Genomic DNA, 15,589 nt, shown 5'->3' with positions numbered 1-15,589 from the left:
TCCGTCTCTCGGCCGGCGGGCCTGCGCTCTCCTGCCACGGGGCGCCGATCGCCCTTCGGACAAGGAACGCGAGGTCCGTCCGGGTATGCGTGCGCGGCGTTGCCTCGGCTGAGAGGGCGCGGTATCCAGACGGCGATGAAACGGGTGCATGACCTCTGCGATCACGACTTCCTGCCCTGGCGGTTCTTCGGCCGGGCCCGGAGTGTGACAGCACGCGGCTGATCCGCGCCCTCCGGGCATTGCCCGCACTTCGAACGACCAGACATTCCCGACCGAAGGACCGAGCCCATGGCCGGCAAGACGCTCTACGACAAGATCTGGGACGCCCATCTCGCCCACGAGGCCGAGGACGGCACCTCTCTCCTCTATATCGACCGCCATCTCGTGCACGAGGTGACCAGTCCCCAGGCTTTCGAGGGCCTGCGCATGGCGGGCCGCAAGGTTCACGCGCCCGACAAGACCATCGCCGTGCCCGATCACAACGTGCCCACCACCCTTGGGCGTGAGAATCCCGACCAGATGACCGAGGATAGCCGCATCCAGGTCGCGGCCCTCGACAAGAACGCACGCGACTTCGGGATCCACTACTACCCGGTCAGCGATATCCGGCAGGGCATCGTTCACATCGTCGGGCCCGAACAGGGCTGGACGCTGCCCGGCATGACCGTCGTCTGCGGCGACAGCCACACCGCGACCCATGGCGCGTTCGGCGCGCTCGCCCACGGGATCGGCACGAGCGAGGTGGAGCATGTGCTCGCCACGCAGACGCTGATCCAGAAGAAGTCCAAGAACATGAAGGTCGAGATCACGGGCAAGCTGCGCCCCGGGGTCACCGCCAAGGACATCACCCTGTCGGTGATCGGCAAGACCGGCACCGCCGGAGGCACCGGCTACGTCATCGAATATTGCGGCGAAGCGATCCGCGACCTGTCGATGGAAGGCCGGATGACGGTCTGCAACATGGCCATCGAGGGCGGCGCCCGCGCCGGGCTGATCGCGCCCGACGAGAAGACGTTCGACTACGTCAGGGGCCGCCCCCACGCCCCCAAGGGCGCCCAGTGGGAGGCCGCTCTGGCATGGTGGAAGACGCTGAAATCCGACGACGACGCGCATTGGGACAAGGTCGTCACCATCGCGGGCGAAGACATCGCACCGGTCGTGACCTGGGGCACTTCGCCAGAGGATGTGCTGCCGATCACCGCCTCCGTCCCCGCGCCGACCGATTTCGAGGGGGGCAAGGTCGACGCTGCGAAACGGTCGCTCGACTATATGGGCCTGACACCGGGAACGCCTCTGAACGAAGTGGAGATCGACACGGTCTTCATCGGCTCCTGCACGAACGGCCGCATCGAGGATCTGCGCGCCGCCGCGGCCATCCTGAAGGGCAAGAAAATCAAGGACGGGATGCGGGCGATGGTTGTGCCCGGCTCCGGCCTCGTGCGCGCCCAGGCCGAAGAAGAAGGGCTGGCCGACGTGTTCAAGGAAGCCGGGTTCGAATGGCGGCTCGCCGGTTGTTCGATGTGCCTCGCGATGAACCCCGACCAGCTTTCCCCCGGCGAGCGCTGCGCCGCCACGTCGAACCGCAACTTCGAAGGGCGCCAGGGTCGCGGAGGACGCACGCATCTGATGTCGCCTGCGATGGCTGCCGCCGCTGCGGTGACCGGCAAGCTGACCGATGTCCGCGACCTGATGTAGAGAGCAGCCGCTCGCGCCGCCGCGCCCGGAAACGAAGAACGCCCGGCACCGTAATGCGGTGCCGGGCGTCTTTTACTCGTTACCTGAACCAAGCCGCCCCCACACTTGAGCGGGACGGAACATTTAGACGAAGAGGAAGATCCCCAGGCCGAGCATGGCGGTCGCGGCCACGGCGGGCACTGCCATTCCGGGCTCGGCAAGAGTAGCTGTCAACTTTCCAAACGCGGTCTGGAAACCAGCCGGCTTCTCCCGACGGAGATTCGTCGAATTACTGCGATAAGTCATTAGGATGCTCCAAATGTACCCGATTCCCGACACCTGAATGCCCTGACATTGCGGCGCTCGGATGGCGCAATCGGTCGCTCTCGGCGGAGGATCACGCGTGTGCAACCTGACTGATCACCAGATATTGACAAAATGGGACCGAATAAATTTCTGATTTATTTACGTAATATTCTCATCCTTAGGTTTTTTATCACTCGGTCAAATACTTACGGCGACGGTGGCCCATGGCTTCACGGGGCGAAGCGGCCTGCATTTATGGCGCCTCGGGTCCAATCCGATTCAGGCCGACGGGGAACGCCGGACGCATCGTCCGCCCGGCCTCCATCACGTTCAAAACCTCTGGTCAGGCGGCCGTGTCAGGCGGCTCGATCCAGCCCCCGCCCCCTGAGCAGCGCCTCGACCCCTGGCAAGCGGCCGCGGAACCGGGTGTACAGCTCGGCCGCGTCCACGGACCCGCCGCGCGACAGGATATCGGCTTCGAGCCGCTTGGCGATATCTGGATCGAAGGCGTCCCCCGCCTCCTCGAAGGCGGCAAAGGCGTCGGCATCCATCACTTCGGACCACATGTAGCTGTAATAGCCTGACGAATAGCCATCGCCTGCGAAGACATGGGCAAAATGCGGCGTCGCGTGGCGCATCACGATAGCGCGCGGCATCTCGATCCGCTCCAGCACCTCCGCCTGCTTCTGCATCGGGTCGGCGGGCGCAGGGCCGTCATGGAAGGCCAGATCGACCAGAGCAGAGGCGAGATATTCCACGGTCTGGAAACCCATGTCGTAGGTCGCCGCCGCAAGCACCTTGTCGCGCAAAGCGTCCGGGATCGGATTGCCGTCGATATCGGTCGCGAATTCCGAAAGGACCTCGGGCACCTCGAGCCAGTGTTCATAGAGCTGGCTTGGCAGTTCCACGAAGTCGCGGGCGACGGAGGTGCCACTGATCGACGGATAGGTCACGTCCGACAGCATCTGGTGCAGGGCATGCCCAAATTCGTGAAAGAGCGTGCGCGCGTCGTCATATGACAAGAGCGCCGGATCACCCTTGGCGAAGTTGCACACGTTGACGACAATGGGGCGGATGTCGCCTGCCAGCTTCTGCTGAGAGCGCATGGCGCTGCACCACGCGCCCGATCGCTTGGAAGGACGGGCGAAATAGTCGCCCAGGAAGACGGCGACGTGATCCCCGTTCCGCGTCACCTCCCATGCGCGGACATCCTCATGATACATCGGCGGATCAATGGGTGAGAATTCCAGCCCGAACAGGCGGTTGGCACATGCGAAGCTGGCCTCGATCATCTGGTCCAGACGGAAGAAGGGCTTCACCTCGCCCTCGTCCAGATCGTGCAACTCGCGCCGGCGGCGTTCGGAATAGTAGCGCCAGTCCCAAGGCTCCAGCGGGCCGACGAGACCGTCCTCGCGGGCCATCTGGGCCAGGGCTTCCTGATCGGCGAGGGCAGCCGAGCGAGCGGGTTGCCAGACCTGCATGAGCAGGTCGCGGACGGCATCGGGGGTGCCCGCCATCTCGGTCTCGAGCTTGTAGTCAGCAAAGGTGTCGTGGCTTAGAAGCTTGGCCCGCTCTTCGCGCAGCTTGAGGATTTCACTGGCGATTTCGCGGTTGTCGGTCTCGCCGCCATTGGCACCCCGACTGATCCAGGCCTCGAAGGCACGCCGACGCAGGTCGCGGTCGGGATGGTTGGCGAGGAAGGGCGTGATGTGGGAGCGGTTGAGCGTGACGACGGCCCCTGGACGGTCGCGTTCGGCCCCGGCAGCGCGCAGCGAGTCCGCTACGATATCAGGAAGTTGCGCGACCTGTTCTTCGGTCAGATCCATGTACCATTCGCGCTCGTCGGCGAGGAGGTTCTGGGTGAAGGCAGTGCCCAACGTGGCCAGCCGGGACTTGATTTCCTTCAGCCGGTCAGCTTCGGCCCCCTTCAGCGCGGCCCCGGAGCGGACGAACGAGCGGCGGGTCAGGTAGAGGACGCGGGCCTGTTCTTCCGATAGATCAAGGGCTTCCCTGGTCTGCCACAGCTCTTCGATCCGGGCGAAGAGAGCCGCGTTCATCGTGATCTCGGAGCCGTAGGCCGACAGCTTGGGGGCCATGTCCCGCATCAGCGCCTCGCGGGCGGGCGTCGCGTCGGCCCCGGCGAGGTTGTAGAACACCCCCGCCACGCGGTCGAGCGTGCGGTCCGCAAGTTCCAGCGCCTCTATCGTGTTGGCGAAACTCGGACTTTCCGGATTTTCGGCGATCTTCCCGATTGCCGTGCGGCCCTCTTCCATGCCCGCTTCGAGCGCGGGCGCGAAGTGCTCGTCCTCGATCCGGTCGAAGGGCGGAATGGCGAATTCGGCGGTCCAATCGGCGAGGAGAGGGTTCGGCATGGGCAAGCTCCTTTCGGAGCTAGTTAGGACATCGGATCGGCGTCTGACAGGGGTGCACCCCCCGTGCACCCCCTGCGCACCCCCTTTGCAGACCAAAACGTGCAAACAAGGTTTGCGAAAATGTCGCCCCGCTCTCCGTCAGGCGCAGTTCCGGCAGCGCGCCGCAGTGGGGACGGCGTCCAGCCGCTCGGGGCTGATGGCTTTGCCGCAGGCCACGCAGGTGCCGTAGCTTCCGTCCTCGATCCGGGCGAGCGCGGCGTCGATGGCGCGGATTTCCGCCAAGTCGTGGGTTCCCAGCGACTCGAGAACCTCGTCCCCCTGGCGCTCGGAGGCGCGATCCTCCCAGTCGGGAGGCGCGGGATCGTCGAGTTGGTCCTCGATGCGCGCGATCTCTCCGGTGAGTTCGGTCCGGCGGGCGAGAAGCGCGTCCTTGCGCGCGGCGATGTCGGTCATGGGATCCTCCGTTTTGGCAGAAGGTGACGGGAGTGGACGGGCCGAACCCTGATCTGCGTCAGCCGCGGGGCAGGCGCCAGAGACGCCTCGGGCGCGGCAGATCGGAAAAATCCGCGACGACCGACGCCGTGCGGCTGGATCCATGCCCAATCCTCGCCATGCGACGGCACTGGAAACTGTTCGTCAACACTCTGCCCGTACCGAGGATCGCAGTTCCATGAAACTCTCCATCGCCACCCACTTCTCCCATGGCGGCGCTTACTCCGCCAAGACGGCCGACGACCTGCTGCGGCTCATCGACGATCTGGGCGTGCAGAACGTCCGCGACGGACTGAGCTGGGCGCGGGTAGAAGCGTCGCCGGGCCAATACGATTTCGACGCCTGGCGCGAGGGATATGCCGATACGCTGGCCGATGCAGGTTTCGACCTGACGCTGACCTTCATGGCGCGCAACCCGCTCTATGACGGCGGAAAGACGGCCCATAGCGCCGAGGGCATCGCGGCCTTCGCCGATTACGTCGCCGCGACACTCGACCGGTTTCCGGACATACAGCGGATCGCCATCGGAAACGAGTTCAACGGCCTGAACGACAGCTTCGTCTCGGGCCCCGCCGCAAGCAACGATCTGACGGTCCGCGCCGAACACCAGACCCGCATCCTGAAGGCGGTCCACGATCGGCTGGCCGACGATCACCCTGACGTGGCGATCATCGGGGGCGCGATGCATTCGACCCCGACGGGCTATGTCTCCCACCTCATCGAAGCGGGCGCTATGGCCTATATGGACCATCTCGACATCCATCCCTACGGCCTGGACCCGTCCGAGGCGGCGCAGGCCTTCGAGCGGCTCAATGCTGTGCTGGACGAGGTGCCGGCGGAGATCCGGCCGACATTGGTCGCGACGGAATTCGGCCAGTCGGCCGTGGCCGGCGATCCGCTGTCGAATGCGGACTACCTGACCAAGATGGCTGCCGTCATGTCGGCGGCGGGGTTCGAGATGGCGGCCTGGTACGCCCTGCTGGACGAGGATCGGTCCGGCACCCCGGATATGGGCCTCTACCAGAGCCGGAGCGAGGCCAACGACATGGTCGCGGGGTTCCGCTTCGTTGCAGACCTGCTGGACCGCGCGGGACGCGCCGTCGAGGTCGATCTGGGCGCGGGGCTGGAGGCGTATCGCTTCGAGGACGGCACGATGATGGTCTGGGGGTCGGCGCAGGCGATCTCCATCGAAGGGCGCGATCTGGCTTTTCTGTCCGCTGACGGCCGACCGATTCCCCGGCCAGAGCGGATCGACGATTCCGTTGTCGTTGTGACCGGTCGGGAGATCGAGATCTCGGCCGGCGACGGTCCAGGCGTTCTGGCCGACAGCTTCTATGATTTCAGCCTGGATCCTGATGGGGACACGTCCTGGAGCTATCACGCCGAGAAGACGGCGCGCGGCAAGACCGGCATTATCGACCTCGAGGTGATGGACGGGCAGGACCGGATGGCCGACCTGTGGAACCCCTATCTGGGCGGTACGCATTTCCGGCCTTTCGCCGTCACCGCCAAGACCGTGCGACCGGCAGATTTCAACGATTACGGGACCAACGAACGCGCCGTGGTGGAGCGATTCACGGTCGAGGAAAGCGGCGCGCTGGATATCGTGGCCAGCTACGATCTGGCGCGATCCTCGACGGACGGCGTGGTGCTGGAGCTGCGGCTGAACGGCGAGACCATCAAGGCGGTGAAGATCGACGGCCGCAAGGTGATCGCCCTGCGGGATGTCACCGTCGAGGCCGGGGACGAGCTGGACTTCGTGGTCCGGGACGGCGGATCGGACAACGGCGACGTCCTGACGCGCCATGTCCGCATCCTCGAGGCCGATCCCGCACGATCGACCGAAAGCCTCGTCCACGAACACAGCGTCACCGACATTATCGACGGCAACGAGACCCCCCCGCCGCTGGAGTCCGGAGAAGAGGACCTGGACGTCGTGCGCGGCACCCCCGGAGGAGAGACCCTGCTGGGTGGCGCGGGCGACGACACTCTGGTGGGTGGGGCTGGCAACGACCTGCTGGTGGCCGGCGCAGGCGACGACGCGTTGCGCGGCAACGAGGGCGACGACCGGCTGGAGGCCGGGGCGGGACGCGACCGTCTCTATGGCGGGCAGGGTCAGGACGTCCTCGTCGGCGGCGAGGGGACCGCGCGGATGAAGGGCGAAGCGGGCGACGACAGGCTGATCTCGGGTCTGGGTAAGGACGTGATGATCGGTGGCGAAGGCGCCGACACCTTCGAGTTCCGAGAGCTTTCGGGCAATGACATCATCAAGGATCTGGACGCGGAGGACGGCGATGTCATCGACCTGGGCGGGCTGGATCTGGCCTCGGCCGACCAAGTGCGGATCGCGACTGCCGGAACCCGCACCTTCCTCGAGGTCGACCAGGGCGACGGATGGGATATGCTGACACGTCTGGAAGGCGACGTCGCCGGTTTGCCGTCCGGTGGCGCGCAGGCTGTGGAGAACGGTCTGATCGTATTGTGACCGGCGGGCGGGCCGGGGCGTCCGCCTTAGCCCGCCTTTCGGACGATCTCCGGAGCGCGGGCGCCCTTCTTCAGGCACCGTTTCAGGTACGCGCCCCGCCAATGATCGTAGCGGCCCATCACCTTCTGCTGAGACACGACCAGCGCGACGAACGCTTCCCGCGCCTTGCCCTTGACCCGCTTCGAGATCTTCTTCTGCTCCTTCGTCATGGAGCATCCGATGCAATGGGATCCGGCGGGGCCGGGCCGCCGGAACTTGCAGACGTCGATGCAGGGGCTCGGGGTCTTGCTCATGGACTGTCCTTTGGCGGGTCGCTGGCCCGGGTGCCGGTTTCGACCCGGTCGAGAAGGGCCTCGATCCTGCTTTCCGAAGGCGCGAGGCCCGAAAAGAGGAGGTCGTAGAGCACCTCGTGACAGAGCGAGGCGGTCGCGACCGGTTCGGAAGGGCCGACCATCGGATCGGGTCTGTATGTGCTGGGCATGTCGGATCCCCTTGAGAGGTCCGGGCTCGCCGGGGGCTGGCTGGGATGTCTATTTCTGACAAAAGACGTCAGGCATTGCAAGCCACATCGCAGGGTACGTCGCGCCGGCGCGGATTGTAGGCGTGTGCGGTCGGGTCAGCCGATATCGACCTGTGTGCCGCCGTCGCGGCAGAACGCTTCGAGATCCGGCGGCAGCGGCGCGTCGGTAAAGACACGATCCAGTTCCGAGAGCGGGGCGATGCGCGCCGGGGCGTTGCGGCTGAATTTCGACCGGTCCGCCACGAGGAACGTGCGGCGGGCCTGTTCGAGGATCGCGCGACTGACGCCCACCTCCTGCACGTCGAAATCGAGCAGATCCCCGTCGGCGTCCACCGCCGAACACCCGATCACGGCGATATCGAACTTGAACTGACGGATGGCGTCCACCGTCAGAGCCCCCACCAGACCGCCGTCGCGCTGCCGGAGCGCGCCGCCGGCCACGATGATCTGGCATTCGGCGTTCCCCATCAGGATGTTCGCGACGTTCATGTTGTTGGTGATGACGAGAAGGCTGCGATGGTGGAGCAATTCACGCGCAACCGCCTCGGTCGTGGTGCCTATGCCCAGAAACAGCGCGGCGCCATCAGGAATTTCCCGTGCGCAGATACGGGCTATCCGGGCCTTGGCCTCTTCGTTCAGGCTGCGCCGTTCCTGATAGTCGATATTGGTCGTGCCCGATGGCAGGACCGCGCCGCCATGAACCCTTTCGAGCTTGCGCAGGTCCGACAGGTCGGCCAAGTCGCGGCGGATCGTCTGGAGTGTCACGCCGAAGCGGCTTGCGAGATCCTCGACCGTGACCTTCCCCTCGCGCCGCGCGATTTCGAGGATCTCTGGATGGCGAAAGGTCTGCGACATACCGGGCCCCCTCCCACAGGTTCCGTTCGAATCTTCTATGCGAAAATGCGCGAACACCTCAACTTTCTTTGCGGTATCGGGGATGATCCGGCTCAATCCGAAAGCAGCCACCCGAAAAGGCGGCAAACCGAAGCGAAACGAAAAATCGCCTTGCACCGCCTGTTTCGCGGCTGTTACCCAAGGTTAGTCGGTCTTGGGAGGGGCGGGTGATCTACGAACGTTCGGCATTCGGATCGGTCCGGGAGCGAGGCGCATGAGCCTGCATCTCGCCGGAGTATCGAAGGTCGTCGGCGCGCAGACCCATATCCACCCCACCGACCTGGAGCTTCGGAAGGGCACGATGAACGTGCTGCTCGGGCCGACCCTGTCGGGCAAGACGACCCTGATGCGCCTGATGGCCGGGCTGGATCAGCCCAATACCGGTCGCATCGTCTGGAACGGTGAGGATGTGACCGGGATGCGGGTGCAGGACCGAAAGGTCGCCATGGTCTACCAGCAGTTCATCAACTACCCGTCGATGACCGTCTATGACAACATCGCCTCACCGATGAAGCTGATGGGCGTCTCGCGCGACGAGGTCGATCGCCGCGTGCGCGAGACCGCCGAGTTGATGAAGTTGACGCCGATGCTGGACCGCAAGCCGCTGGAATTGTCGGGCGGCCAGCAGCAGCGTTGCGCGTTGGCGCGGGCCTTGGTCAAGAATGCCGGTCTGGTCCTGCTGGACGAGCCGCTGGCCAATCTGGACTACAAGCTGCGCGAGGAATTGCGTGCCGAGATCCCGCGCATCTTCGAGGAATCGGGTTCGATCTTCGTCTATGCCACGACCGAGCCCGAAGAGGCGCTTCTGCTGGGCGGCAACGTGGCGACGCTCTGGGAGGGACGGGTCACGCAATTTGGTCCGACGCCGGAGGTCTATCGCCGCCCGGTCGACGCCACCACGGCGCGGGTCTTCAGCGATCCGCCGATGAATTTCTTCGATTTCGCCAAGCGCGGCGATGCCATCGAGGTGGAGGGTGGCGCGGCGCGCCCTGCGCCCGGCGCGATGGCGGGTCTGGCGGACGGGCGCTACCGCGCCGGGTTCCGCCCGAATCATCTGGAGCTGCATGCGCGCGGGCCGAACGATCTGGATTTCGACGCGCGCCTTTCGGTGACCGAGATCACCGGATCCGAGACCTTCATCCATCTCGACCATGCGGGGCGCGACTGGGTCGGGCTTGTCCATGGCGTGCGCGACCTGTCGCCCGGCGCGGATGTGACGGTTCATGTGGACCCGGTGCATCTTTACGTCTTCGCCGAGGACGGCGCGCTGGTCGCGGGCGCGCCCTATGCGGAGGCCGCGTGATGGCGAAGATCACGCTCGACAATCTGGCGCATTCCTACCTGCCAAACCCGGCTTCGGAGGACGATTTCGCCCTCAAGGAGCTGAACCACGACTGGCGCGACGGCGAGGCCTACGCCCTGCTTGGCGCCTCGGGCTGCGGGAAGTCGACGTTGCTGAACATCATCTCTGGCCTGCTGGAGCCGAGCCAGGGGCGCATCCTCTTCGACGACGTGGACGTGACCCACGCGCCGACCGCCGAGCGCAACATCGCGCAGGTGTTCCAGTTTCCCGTCGTCTACGACACGATGAGCGTGCGCGATAACCTCGCCTTTCCGTTGCGGAACAGGGGGGCCGAGCCTGATTACGTCGCCCGCCGCGTCCAGGAGATCGCGCAGATGATCGGCATGGAGGCCGAGCTGGACCGCAAGGCGCGGGGTCTGACGGCGGATGCCAAGCAGAAGATCAGCCTCGGCCGCGGAATGGTTCGCGAGGACGTCAACGCCCTGCTCTTCGACGAGCCGCTTACGGTGATCGACCCGCACATGAAGTGGGAGCTTCGGACGCAGCTGAAGGCGTTGCACAACGAGTTCGGTCACACGATGATCTACGTGACCCACGACCAGACCGAAGCGCTGACCTTCGCGGACAAGGTCGTCGTCATGTATGACGGCCGAGTGGTCCAGATCGGCACGCCGCAGGAATTGTTCGAGCGTCCGGCGCATACCTTCGTGGGCTATTTCATCGGCTCCCCCGGCATGAACGTCATGGATGCCGAGATCGCGGGCGACGTCGCCCGGGTGGGCGGCGCCGAAGTGCCGCTGGCCGCCGGCTACGCGCCGCCCGCTGGGCGGGTGCAGATCGGGGTGCGGCCGGAATTCGTGCGGCTGACGACCGGAGGTGCGGGACTGCCCGCGCGCGTCACCCGCATCGAGGATGTGGGCCGCCACAAGATCGTCCGGCTGATGGCGGGCGACGTGGAGTTGAGCGCCATCGCCCCCGAAGGCGCCGCGATTGCGGCGGATGCGGATCGGGTGACCTTCGATCCGGCGGGCGTCAACGTCTATGCCGACGACTGGCGCGTCGTCCCCGACGGAGAGGCGGCATGAACAAGACCGTCAACCAGAAGGCCTGGTTCCTTGTCCTGCCGGTGCTGGTGCTGGTCGCGTTCTCGGCGGTGATCCCGTTGATGACGGTGGTCAACTACTCGGTGCAGGACAGTTTCGGCGACAACGTCTTCTTCTGGGCCGGGCTCGAATGGTTCCGCGACATGCTCCAGTCGGAGCGGATGTGGAACGCACTGGGGCGGCAATTGCTGTTCTCGGCGATCATTCTGGCGATCCAGATCCCGCTGGGCATCTTCGTGGCGTTGAACATGCCCAAGAAGGGAGTCTGGGCCTCGGTCTGTCTGGTGCTGATGTCGCTGCCGCTGCTGATCCCGTGGAACGTGGTCGGCACGATCTGGCAGATCTTCGGGCGGGTGGATATCGGCCTGCTGGGCCATACGCTGGATGCGCTGGGCATCCCCTACAACTACACCCAGAACACGCTCGCCGCCTGGATCACGGTCGTCGTCATGGATGTCTGGCACTGGACGTCGCTGGTGGCGCTGCTGGCCTATGCGGGACTGCAATCGATCCCCGACGCCTATTACCAGGCCGCCAAGATCGACCAGGCGAGCCGGTGGAAGGTGTTCCGCTACATCGAATTGCCAAAGATGGCGGGCGTCCTGATGATCGCGATCCTGCTGCGCTTCATGGACAGCTTCATGATCTATACCGAGCCGTTCGTCGTCACCGGCGGCGGGCCGGGCAACGCGACGACCTTCCTGTCGATCGACCTCGTCAAGATGGCGTTGGGGCAGTTCGACCTGGGACCGGCGGCGGCCTTCTCGATCATGTACTTCCTGACGATCCTGCTGATCTCGTGGGTGTTCTACACCGTGATGACCAATCTCGACCGGCAGGAGGGCCCGCAATGAGCGACGCGACCGTCAGGGCCCCCGGCGCCGCCGGCGTTCCCGGCAAGGTGACCGACGCCGCGCCCGCCGCGCGCACGCGCCGGTGGCGGCCGAAGGGATCGGCCGTGGTCATGGGGCTGTACCTGCTGTTCCTGATGCTGCCGATCTACTGGCTGCTGAACATGAGCCTGAAGACCAACGCGGAGATCCTGGGGACCTTCTCGCTGTGGCCCCGCGATCTGACCTTCGCGAATTACGAGAAGATCCTGACCGATCCGTCCTGGTACATGGGCTATGTGAACTCGCTGATCTACGTGGTCATGAACACGGTGATCAGCCTCGCCGTGGCCCTGCCGGCCGCCTATGCGTTCAGCCGCTACAGCTTCATGGGCGACAAGCACCTGTTCTTCTGGCTGCTGACGAACCGGATGGCGCCGCCGGCGGTCTTTGCCCTGCCGTTCTTCCAGCTCTATTCGTCGGTCGGCCTCTTCGACACGCATATCGCGGTGGCGCTCGCGCATTGCCTGTTCAACGTGCCCCTGGCGGTCTGGATCCTTGAAGGGTTCATGCGCGGCGTCCCCAAGGAGATCGACGAGACCGCCTACCTGGACGGCTACTCGTTCCCGAAATTCTTCGTGAAGATCTTCATGCCGCTGATCGCGTCGGGCATCGGCGTGGCGGCGTTCTTCTGCTTCATGTTCTCCTGGGTGGAACTGCTGCTGTCCCGGACGCTGACCAGCGTGGACGCCAAGCCCATCGCCGCGACGATGACGCGGACCGTCTCGGCCAGCGGACTGGATTGGGGCGTGCTGGCGGCGGCGGGCGTGCTGACCATCGTTCCGGGCGCGCTCGTTGTCTTTTTCGTGCGGAACTACATCGCCAAGGGCTTTGCGTTGGGGAGGGTGTGATGGAACCATTTCTTAACCATTCTCACGGCGTCATGGCCGGGCTTGACCCGGCCACCTACCTGTCGACCCCTAACCGCCATGTGGACCTACATCCTCGCAAGCCAGCGAAACGGTACGCTCTATGTGGGTGTGACCAGCGATCTCGTGCGCCGCGTCTGGGAACATCGGGAGCACGTCGCTCCAAACAGCTTCACCGCGCGCTGCAATGTCACGAAGCTGGTCTGGTTCGAGCGGCACGAGGCGGCGCCTTACGCGATCAAGCGCGAGAAGAGCATCAAGAAATGGAAGCGTGCCTGGAAGATCTCGCTAATCGAACGCGAGAACCCCGAGTGGTGCGATCTATGGTCTGGGATTTCGCGCCTGTCGTAAAGTGGATCGCCGGGTCGAGCCCGGCGATGACATCCGACCCGGAGGACACGGGATGCTAGACTGGATGGCCTGGACCTGGCCCACGGCGGCCTTCTTCGCGGTGATCGCGGGCCTGCTCGTCACGATGACGGTGCTTGCGATCAAGTATCCCGAGACGCCGCGCGTCGGCATCCTGCGGATCGAGACGACCCGAGGCGACCGGCTGTTCATCACGCTGCTGGGTTCGGCCTTCATCAACCTGATCTGGCTGGGGCTCGAAATCGGTCCCCAGCCCTACGCCCTGATCGCGTGCCTCGCCTATGCCGTAGCGGTGTTCCGCTACGTCTGAGACACGCGCAGACAAGAAACACCAAGGGAGGATACCAATGAAAAAGACCCTCACATCCGCGACGGCGCTCGCCCTGGCATTCGCCGGGCTGCCCGCTTTCGCCGACATGGACGCCGCGCGCGCGTTCCTGGACGAGAACATCGAACGCTCCACCCTGACCCGCGAGGAGCAGGAAGCAGAGATGCAGTGGTTCGTCGACGCGTCCGAGCCGTTTCAGGGCATGGACATCACCGTCGTGTCGGAGACGATCACCACCCACGAATACGAGGCCAACGTCCTGGCCCCGGCCTTCACCGCGATCACCGGGATCAACGTCACCCACGACCTGATCGGCGAAGGCGACGTGGTCGAGAAGCTGCAGACGCAGATGCAGTCCGGCGAGAACATCTACGACGCCTATGTCAACGACAGCGATCTGATCGGCACCCATTGGCGCTACCAGCAGGTGCGCAACCTGACCGACTGGATGGCCGGAGAAGGCGCGGACGTCACCTCGCCCACGATCAACCTGGAAGACTTCATCGGGCTCGACTTCACGACGGGACCTGACGGCAAGCTCTACCAGATGCCGACCCAGCAATTCGCGAACCTCTACTGGTTCCGCTACGACATGTTCACCGACGAAAAGAACATGGCCGACTTCGAGGCGGAATACGGCTACCCGCTGGGGGTGCCGGTCACCTGGTCCGCCTACGAAGACATCGCCGCCTTCTTCACCGGCCGCGACCTCAGCCACATGGGCATCGAGGGCGAGATCTACGGCCACATGGATTACGGCAAGAAAGACCCGAGCCTGGGCTGGCGCTTCACCGATGCGTGGATGTCGATGGCCGGCATGGGATCGGTCGGCGAGCCCAACGGCCTGCCCGTCGACGAGTGGGGCATCCGCGTCAACGAGAACAGCCAGCCCGTCGGTTCCTGCGTGGCGCGGGGCGGAGCGACGAACTCTCCGGCGGCGGTCTACGCCATCGAGAAGTACGTCGACTGGCTGCAGAACTACGCGCCACCCGCCGCGGCCGGCATGACCTTCAGCGAGGCCGGTCCGATCCCGGCGCAGGGCAACGTCGCGCAGCAGATGTTCTGGTACACCGCATTTACCGCCGACATGGTGGGCGACGGTGCGGCTGCCGTGCTGAACGAGGACGGCTCGCCCCGCTGGCGCATGGCGCCCAGCCCACACGGCGTCTACTGGGAGGATGGCATGAAGGTCGGCTACCAGGATGCCGGATCCTGGACGCTGATGCAGTCCACGCCAGTGGACCGCGCCAAGGCGGCGTGGCTCTATGCCCAGTTCGTCACCTCGCAGACGGTGGATGTCGAGAAATCCCATGCGGGCCTCACCTTCATCCGCGAGTCCACGATCAACCACGACAGCTTCACCGAACGTGCGCCGCAGCTTGGCGGCCTGGTCGAGTTCTACCGCTCGCCCGCCCGCGTCCGCTGGTCGCCCACGGGCACCAACGTGCCGGACTATCCGCGTCTGGCGCAGCTCTGGTGGCAGAATATCGGTGACGCCTCGTCAGGCGCGAAGTCGGCGCAGGAGGCGCTGGACAGTCTGTGTGAACAGCAGGAGCAGGTGCTCGCACGGCTGGAACGTGCCGGCGTGCAGGGCGATCTCGGCCCGGTCCTGAACGAGGAGCGGGAAGCGGAGTACTGGCTGTCGCAGGACGGCTCGCCCAAGGCGAAGCTGGAGAACGAGGACGAGGAGCCACAAACCGTCGGCTACGACGAGCTGATCCAGTCCTGGCAGCAATGAGCTGACGGGCGGGCGCCCTTTCCGCCCGCCCCCAGGGGGCCCGCCCGGTTCATTCCGCGGCGGGCCCTTTTCGTTGCGTGGCGCCCATTTGGCAGTCGCCTGTCAACCTGCCCGTCCAGGCAATAGGCGGGGTCTCGCCGATGGACGTCGCGTCACTGGGGTAAGTCCGCGGGAACGCTTGCGGCGGCGCGGAACAGGGGGGCACTCTTGTTGCAGTGAAGTGGCGCGGACCACGCGCCCGACCCA

The 15,589-nt window shown here is 65.1% G+C and carries 14 protein-coding genes; 9 read left to right on the top strand and 5 right to left on the bottom strand.

All coding sequences use genetic code 11. From position 1 onward, the window contains the following. The first annotated feature begins 288 nt into the window (after positions 1–288). Positions 289–1,695, top strand: coding sequence for a 3-isopropylmalate dehydratase large subunit (leuC, locus tag jaqu_RS09555; RefSeq protein ID WP_043918747.1), 1,407 nt, complete (start codon positions 289–291; stop codon positions 1,693–1,695). A 641-nt stretch (positions 1,696–2,336) separates the two neighbouring features. Here the strand turns inward: leuC and jaqu_RS09550 are convergent. Beyond that, the gene (locus jaqu_RS09550; protein ID WP_043918746.1) at positions 2,337–4,352 is read right to left on the bottom strand and encodes a M3 family metallopeptidase; all 2,016 of its coding nucleotides are present in this window, start codon (positions 4,350–4,352) and stop codon (positions 2,337–2,339) included. A 138-nt stretch (positions 4,353–4,490) separates the two neighbouring features. Continuing rightward, positions 4,491–4,805 (bottom strand): TraR/DksA family transcriptional regulator, encoded by a 315-nt coding sequence (locus jaqu_RS09545; protein ID WP_043918745.1) that lies wholly within the window; start codon positions 4,803–4,805, stop codon positions 4,491–4,493. A 217-nt stretch (positions 4,806–5,022) separates the two neighbouring features. Here jaqu_RS09545 and jaqu_RS20625 point away from each other — a divergent pair, with 217 nt between their 5' ends. Continuing rightward, the gene (locus tag jaqu_RS20625) at positions 5,023–7,329 is read left to right on the top strand and encodes a calcium-binding protein (RefSeq protein ID WP_052500892.1); all 2,307 of its coding nucleotides are present in this window, start codon (positions 5,023–5,025) and stop codon (positions 7,327–7,329) included. A gap of 26 nt (positions 7,330–7,355) precedes the next feature. Here the strand turns inward: jaqu_RS20625 and jaqu_RS09535 are convergent, their stop codons facing one another. The 3 genes from jaqu_RS09535 to jaqu_RS09530 form a co-directional block, all read right to left on the bottom strand. Continuing rightward, positions 7,356–7,622, bottom strand: a complete 267-nt coding sequence (locus jaqu_RS09535; RefSeq protein ID WP_043918744.1) for a DUF1289 domain-containing protein — start codon at positions 7,620–7,622, stop codon at positions 7,356–7,358. Continuing rightward, the gene (locus tag jaqu_RS21360; RefSeq protein WP_141134363.1) at positions 7,619–7,810 is read right to left on the bottom strand and encodes a hypothetical protein; all 192 of its coding nucleotides are present in this window, start codon (positions 7,808–7,810) and stop codon (positions 7,619–7,621) included. The genes jaqu_RS09535 and jaqu_RS21360 overlap by 4 nt, the downstream gene beginning before the upstream one ends. A 135-nt stretch (positions 7,811–7,945) precedes the next feature. After that, positions 7,946–8,704 carry a DeoR/GlpR family DNA-binding transcription regulator gene (locus jaqu_RS09530; protein ID WP_043918743.1) on the bottom strand — a complete coding sequence of 253 codons (759 nt, stop codon included), beginning with the start codon at positions 8,702–8,704 and terminating at the stop codon, positions 7,946–7,948. A 253-nt stretch (positions 8,705–8,957) separates the two neighbouring features. On the opposite strand from jaqu_RS09530, the gene jaqu_RS09525 reads away from it, so the two are divergent. From jaqu_RS09525 to jaqu_RS09495, 7 genes are all read left to right on the top strand, one after another. Beyond that, complete coding sequence (locus jaqu_RS09525) at positions 8,958–10,046, top strand: ABC transporter ATP-binding protein (RefSeq protein ID WP_043918742.1); 1,089 nt, start codon at positions 8,958–8,960, stop codon at positions 10,044–10,046. Continuing rightward, positions 10,046–11,131, top strand: coding sequence for an ABC transporter ATP-binding protein (locus jaqu_RS09520; protein ID WP_043918741.1), 1,086 nt, complete (start codon positions 10,046–10,048; stop codon positions 11,129–11,131). The genes jaqu_RS09525 and jaqu_RS09520 overlap by 1 nt, the downstream gene beginning before the upstream one ends. Beyond that, on the top strand, positions 11,128–12,003 hold the full coding sequence (locus tag jaqu_RS09515; protein ID WP_043918740.1) for a carbohydrate ABC transporter permease: 876 nt from the start codon (positions 11,128–11,130) through the stop codon (positions 12,001–12,003). Before jaqu_RS09520 ends, jaqu_RS09515 begins: the two co-directional genes overlap by 4 nt. Continuing rightward, a complete protein-coding gene (locus jaqu_RS09510) occupies positions 12,000–12,890 on the top strand; it encodes a carbohydrate ABC transporter permease (RefSeq protein ID WP_043918739.1) in 891 nt (296 codons plus the stop codon). Before jaqu_RS09515 ends, jaqu_RS09510 begins: the two co-directional genes overlap by 4 nt. Positions 12,891–12,968: 78 nt before the next feature. After that, positions 12,969–13,259, top strand: coding sequence for a GIY-YIG nuclease family protein (locus jaqu_RS09505; protein WP_043918738.1), 291 nt, complete (start codon positions 12,969–12,971; stop codon positions 13,257–13,259). A 52-nt stretch (positions 13,260–13,311) separates the two neighbouring features. After that, complete coding sequence (locus jaqu_RS09500; protein WP_043918737.1) at positions 13,312–13,587, top strand: DUF2160 domain-containing protein; 276 nt, start codon at positions 13,312–13,314, stop codon at positions 13,585–13,587. A gap of 37 nt (positions 13,588–13,624) precedes the next feature. Beyond that, positions 13,625–15,343, top strand: coding sequence for an ABC transporter substrate-binding protein (locus tag jaqu_RS09495; RefSeq protein WP_043918736.1), 1,719 nt, complete (start codon positions 13,625–13,627; stop codon positions 15,341–15,343). Positions 15,344–15,589 lie beyond the last annotated feature (246 nt).

This window comes from Jannaschia aquimarina (genome assembly GCF_000877395.1).
In the GTDB taxonomy this organism is placed as follows: Bacteria; Pseudomonadota; Alphaproteobacteria; order Rhodobacterales; family Rhodobacteraceae; genus Jannaschia; species Jannaschia aquimarina.
Note: the sequence above shows the minus strand (reverse complement) of the source record. Positions and strands in the feature narration are given on the sequence as shown.

What these genes read in the sequence shown, in the direction of transcription:
- jaqu_RS09505 (WP_043918738.1), top strand. Translation starts at nt 12,969, where the DNA reads ATGTGGACCTACATCCTCGCAAGCCAGCGAAACGGTACGCTCTATGTG.
- leuC (WP_043918747.1), top strand. Translation starts at nt 289, where the DNA reads ATGGCCGGCAAGACGCTCTACGACAAGATCTGGGACGCCCATCTCGCC.
- jaqu_RS09525 (WP_043918742.1), top strand. Translation starts at nt 8,958, where the DNA reads ATGAGCCTGCATCTCGCCGGAGTATCGAAGGTCGTCGGCGCGCAGACC.
- jaqu_RS21360 (WP_141134363.1), bottom strand. Translation starts at nt 7,810, where the DNA reads ATGCCCAGCACATACAGACCCGATCCGATGGTCGGCCCTTCCGAACCG.
- jaqu_RS09520 (WP_043918741.1), top strand. Translation starts at nt 10,046, where the DNA reads ATGGCGAAGATCACGCTCGACAATCTGGCGCATTCCTACCTGCCAAAC.
- jaqu_RS09545 (WP_043918745.1), bottom strand. Translation starts at nt 4,805, where the DNA reads ATGACCGACATCGCCGCGCGCAAGGACGCGCTTCTCGCCCGCCGGACC.
- jaqu_RS09510 (WP_043918739.1), top strand. Translation starts at nt 12,000, where the DNA reads ATGAGCGACGCGACCGTCAGGGCCCCCGGCGCCGCCGGCGTTCCCGGC.
- jaqu_RS09515 (WP_043918740.1), top strand. Translation starts at nt 11,128, where the DNA reads ATGAACAAGACCGTCAACCAGAAGGCCTGGTTCCTTGTCCTGCCGGTG.
- jaqu_RS20625 (WP_052500892.1), top strand. Translation starts at nt 5,023, where the DNA reads ATGAAACTCTCCATCGCCACCCACTTCTCCCATGGCGGCGCTTACTCC.
- jaqu_RS09550 (WP_043918746.1), bottom strand. Translation starts at nt 4,352, where the DNA reads ATGCCGAACCCTCTCCTCGCCGATTGGACCGCCGAATTCGCCATTCCG.
- jaqu_RS09495 (WP_043918736.1), top strand. Translation starts at nt 13,625, where the DNA reads ATGAAAAAGACCCTCACATCCGCGACGGCGCTCGCCCTGGCATTCGCC.
- jaqu_RS09535 (WP_043918744.1), bottom strand. Translation starts at nt 7,622, where the DNA reads ATGAGCAAGACCCCGAGCCCCTGCATCGACGTCTGCAAGTTCCGGCGG.
- jaqu_RS09530 (WP_043918743.1), bottom strand. Translation starts at nt 8,704, where the DNA reads ATGTCGCAGACCTTTCGCCATCCAGAGATCCTCGAAATCGCGCGGCGC.
- jaqu_RS09500 (WP_043918737.1), top strand. Translation starts at nt 13,312, where the DNA reads ATGCTAGACTGGATGGCCTGGACCTGGCCCACGGCGGCCTTCTTCGCG.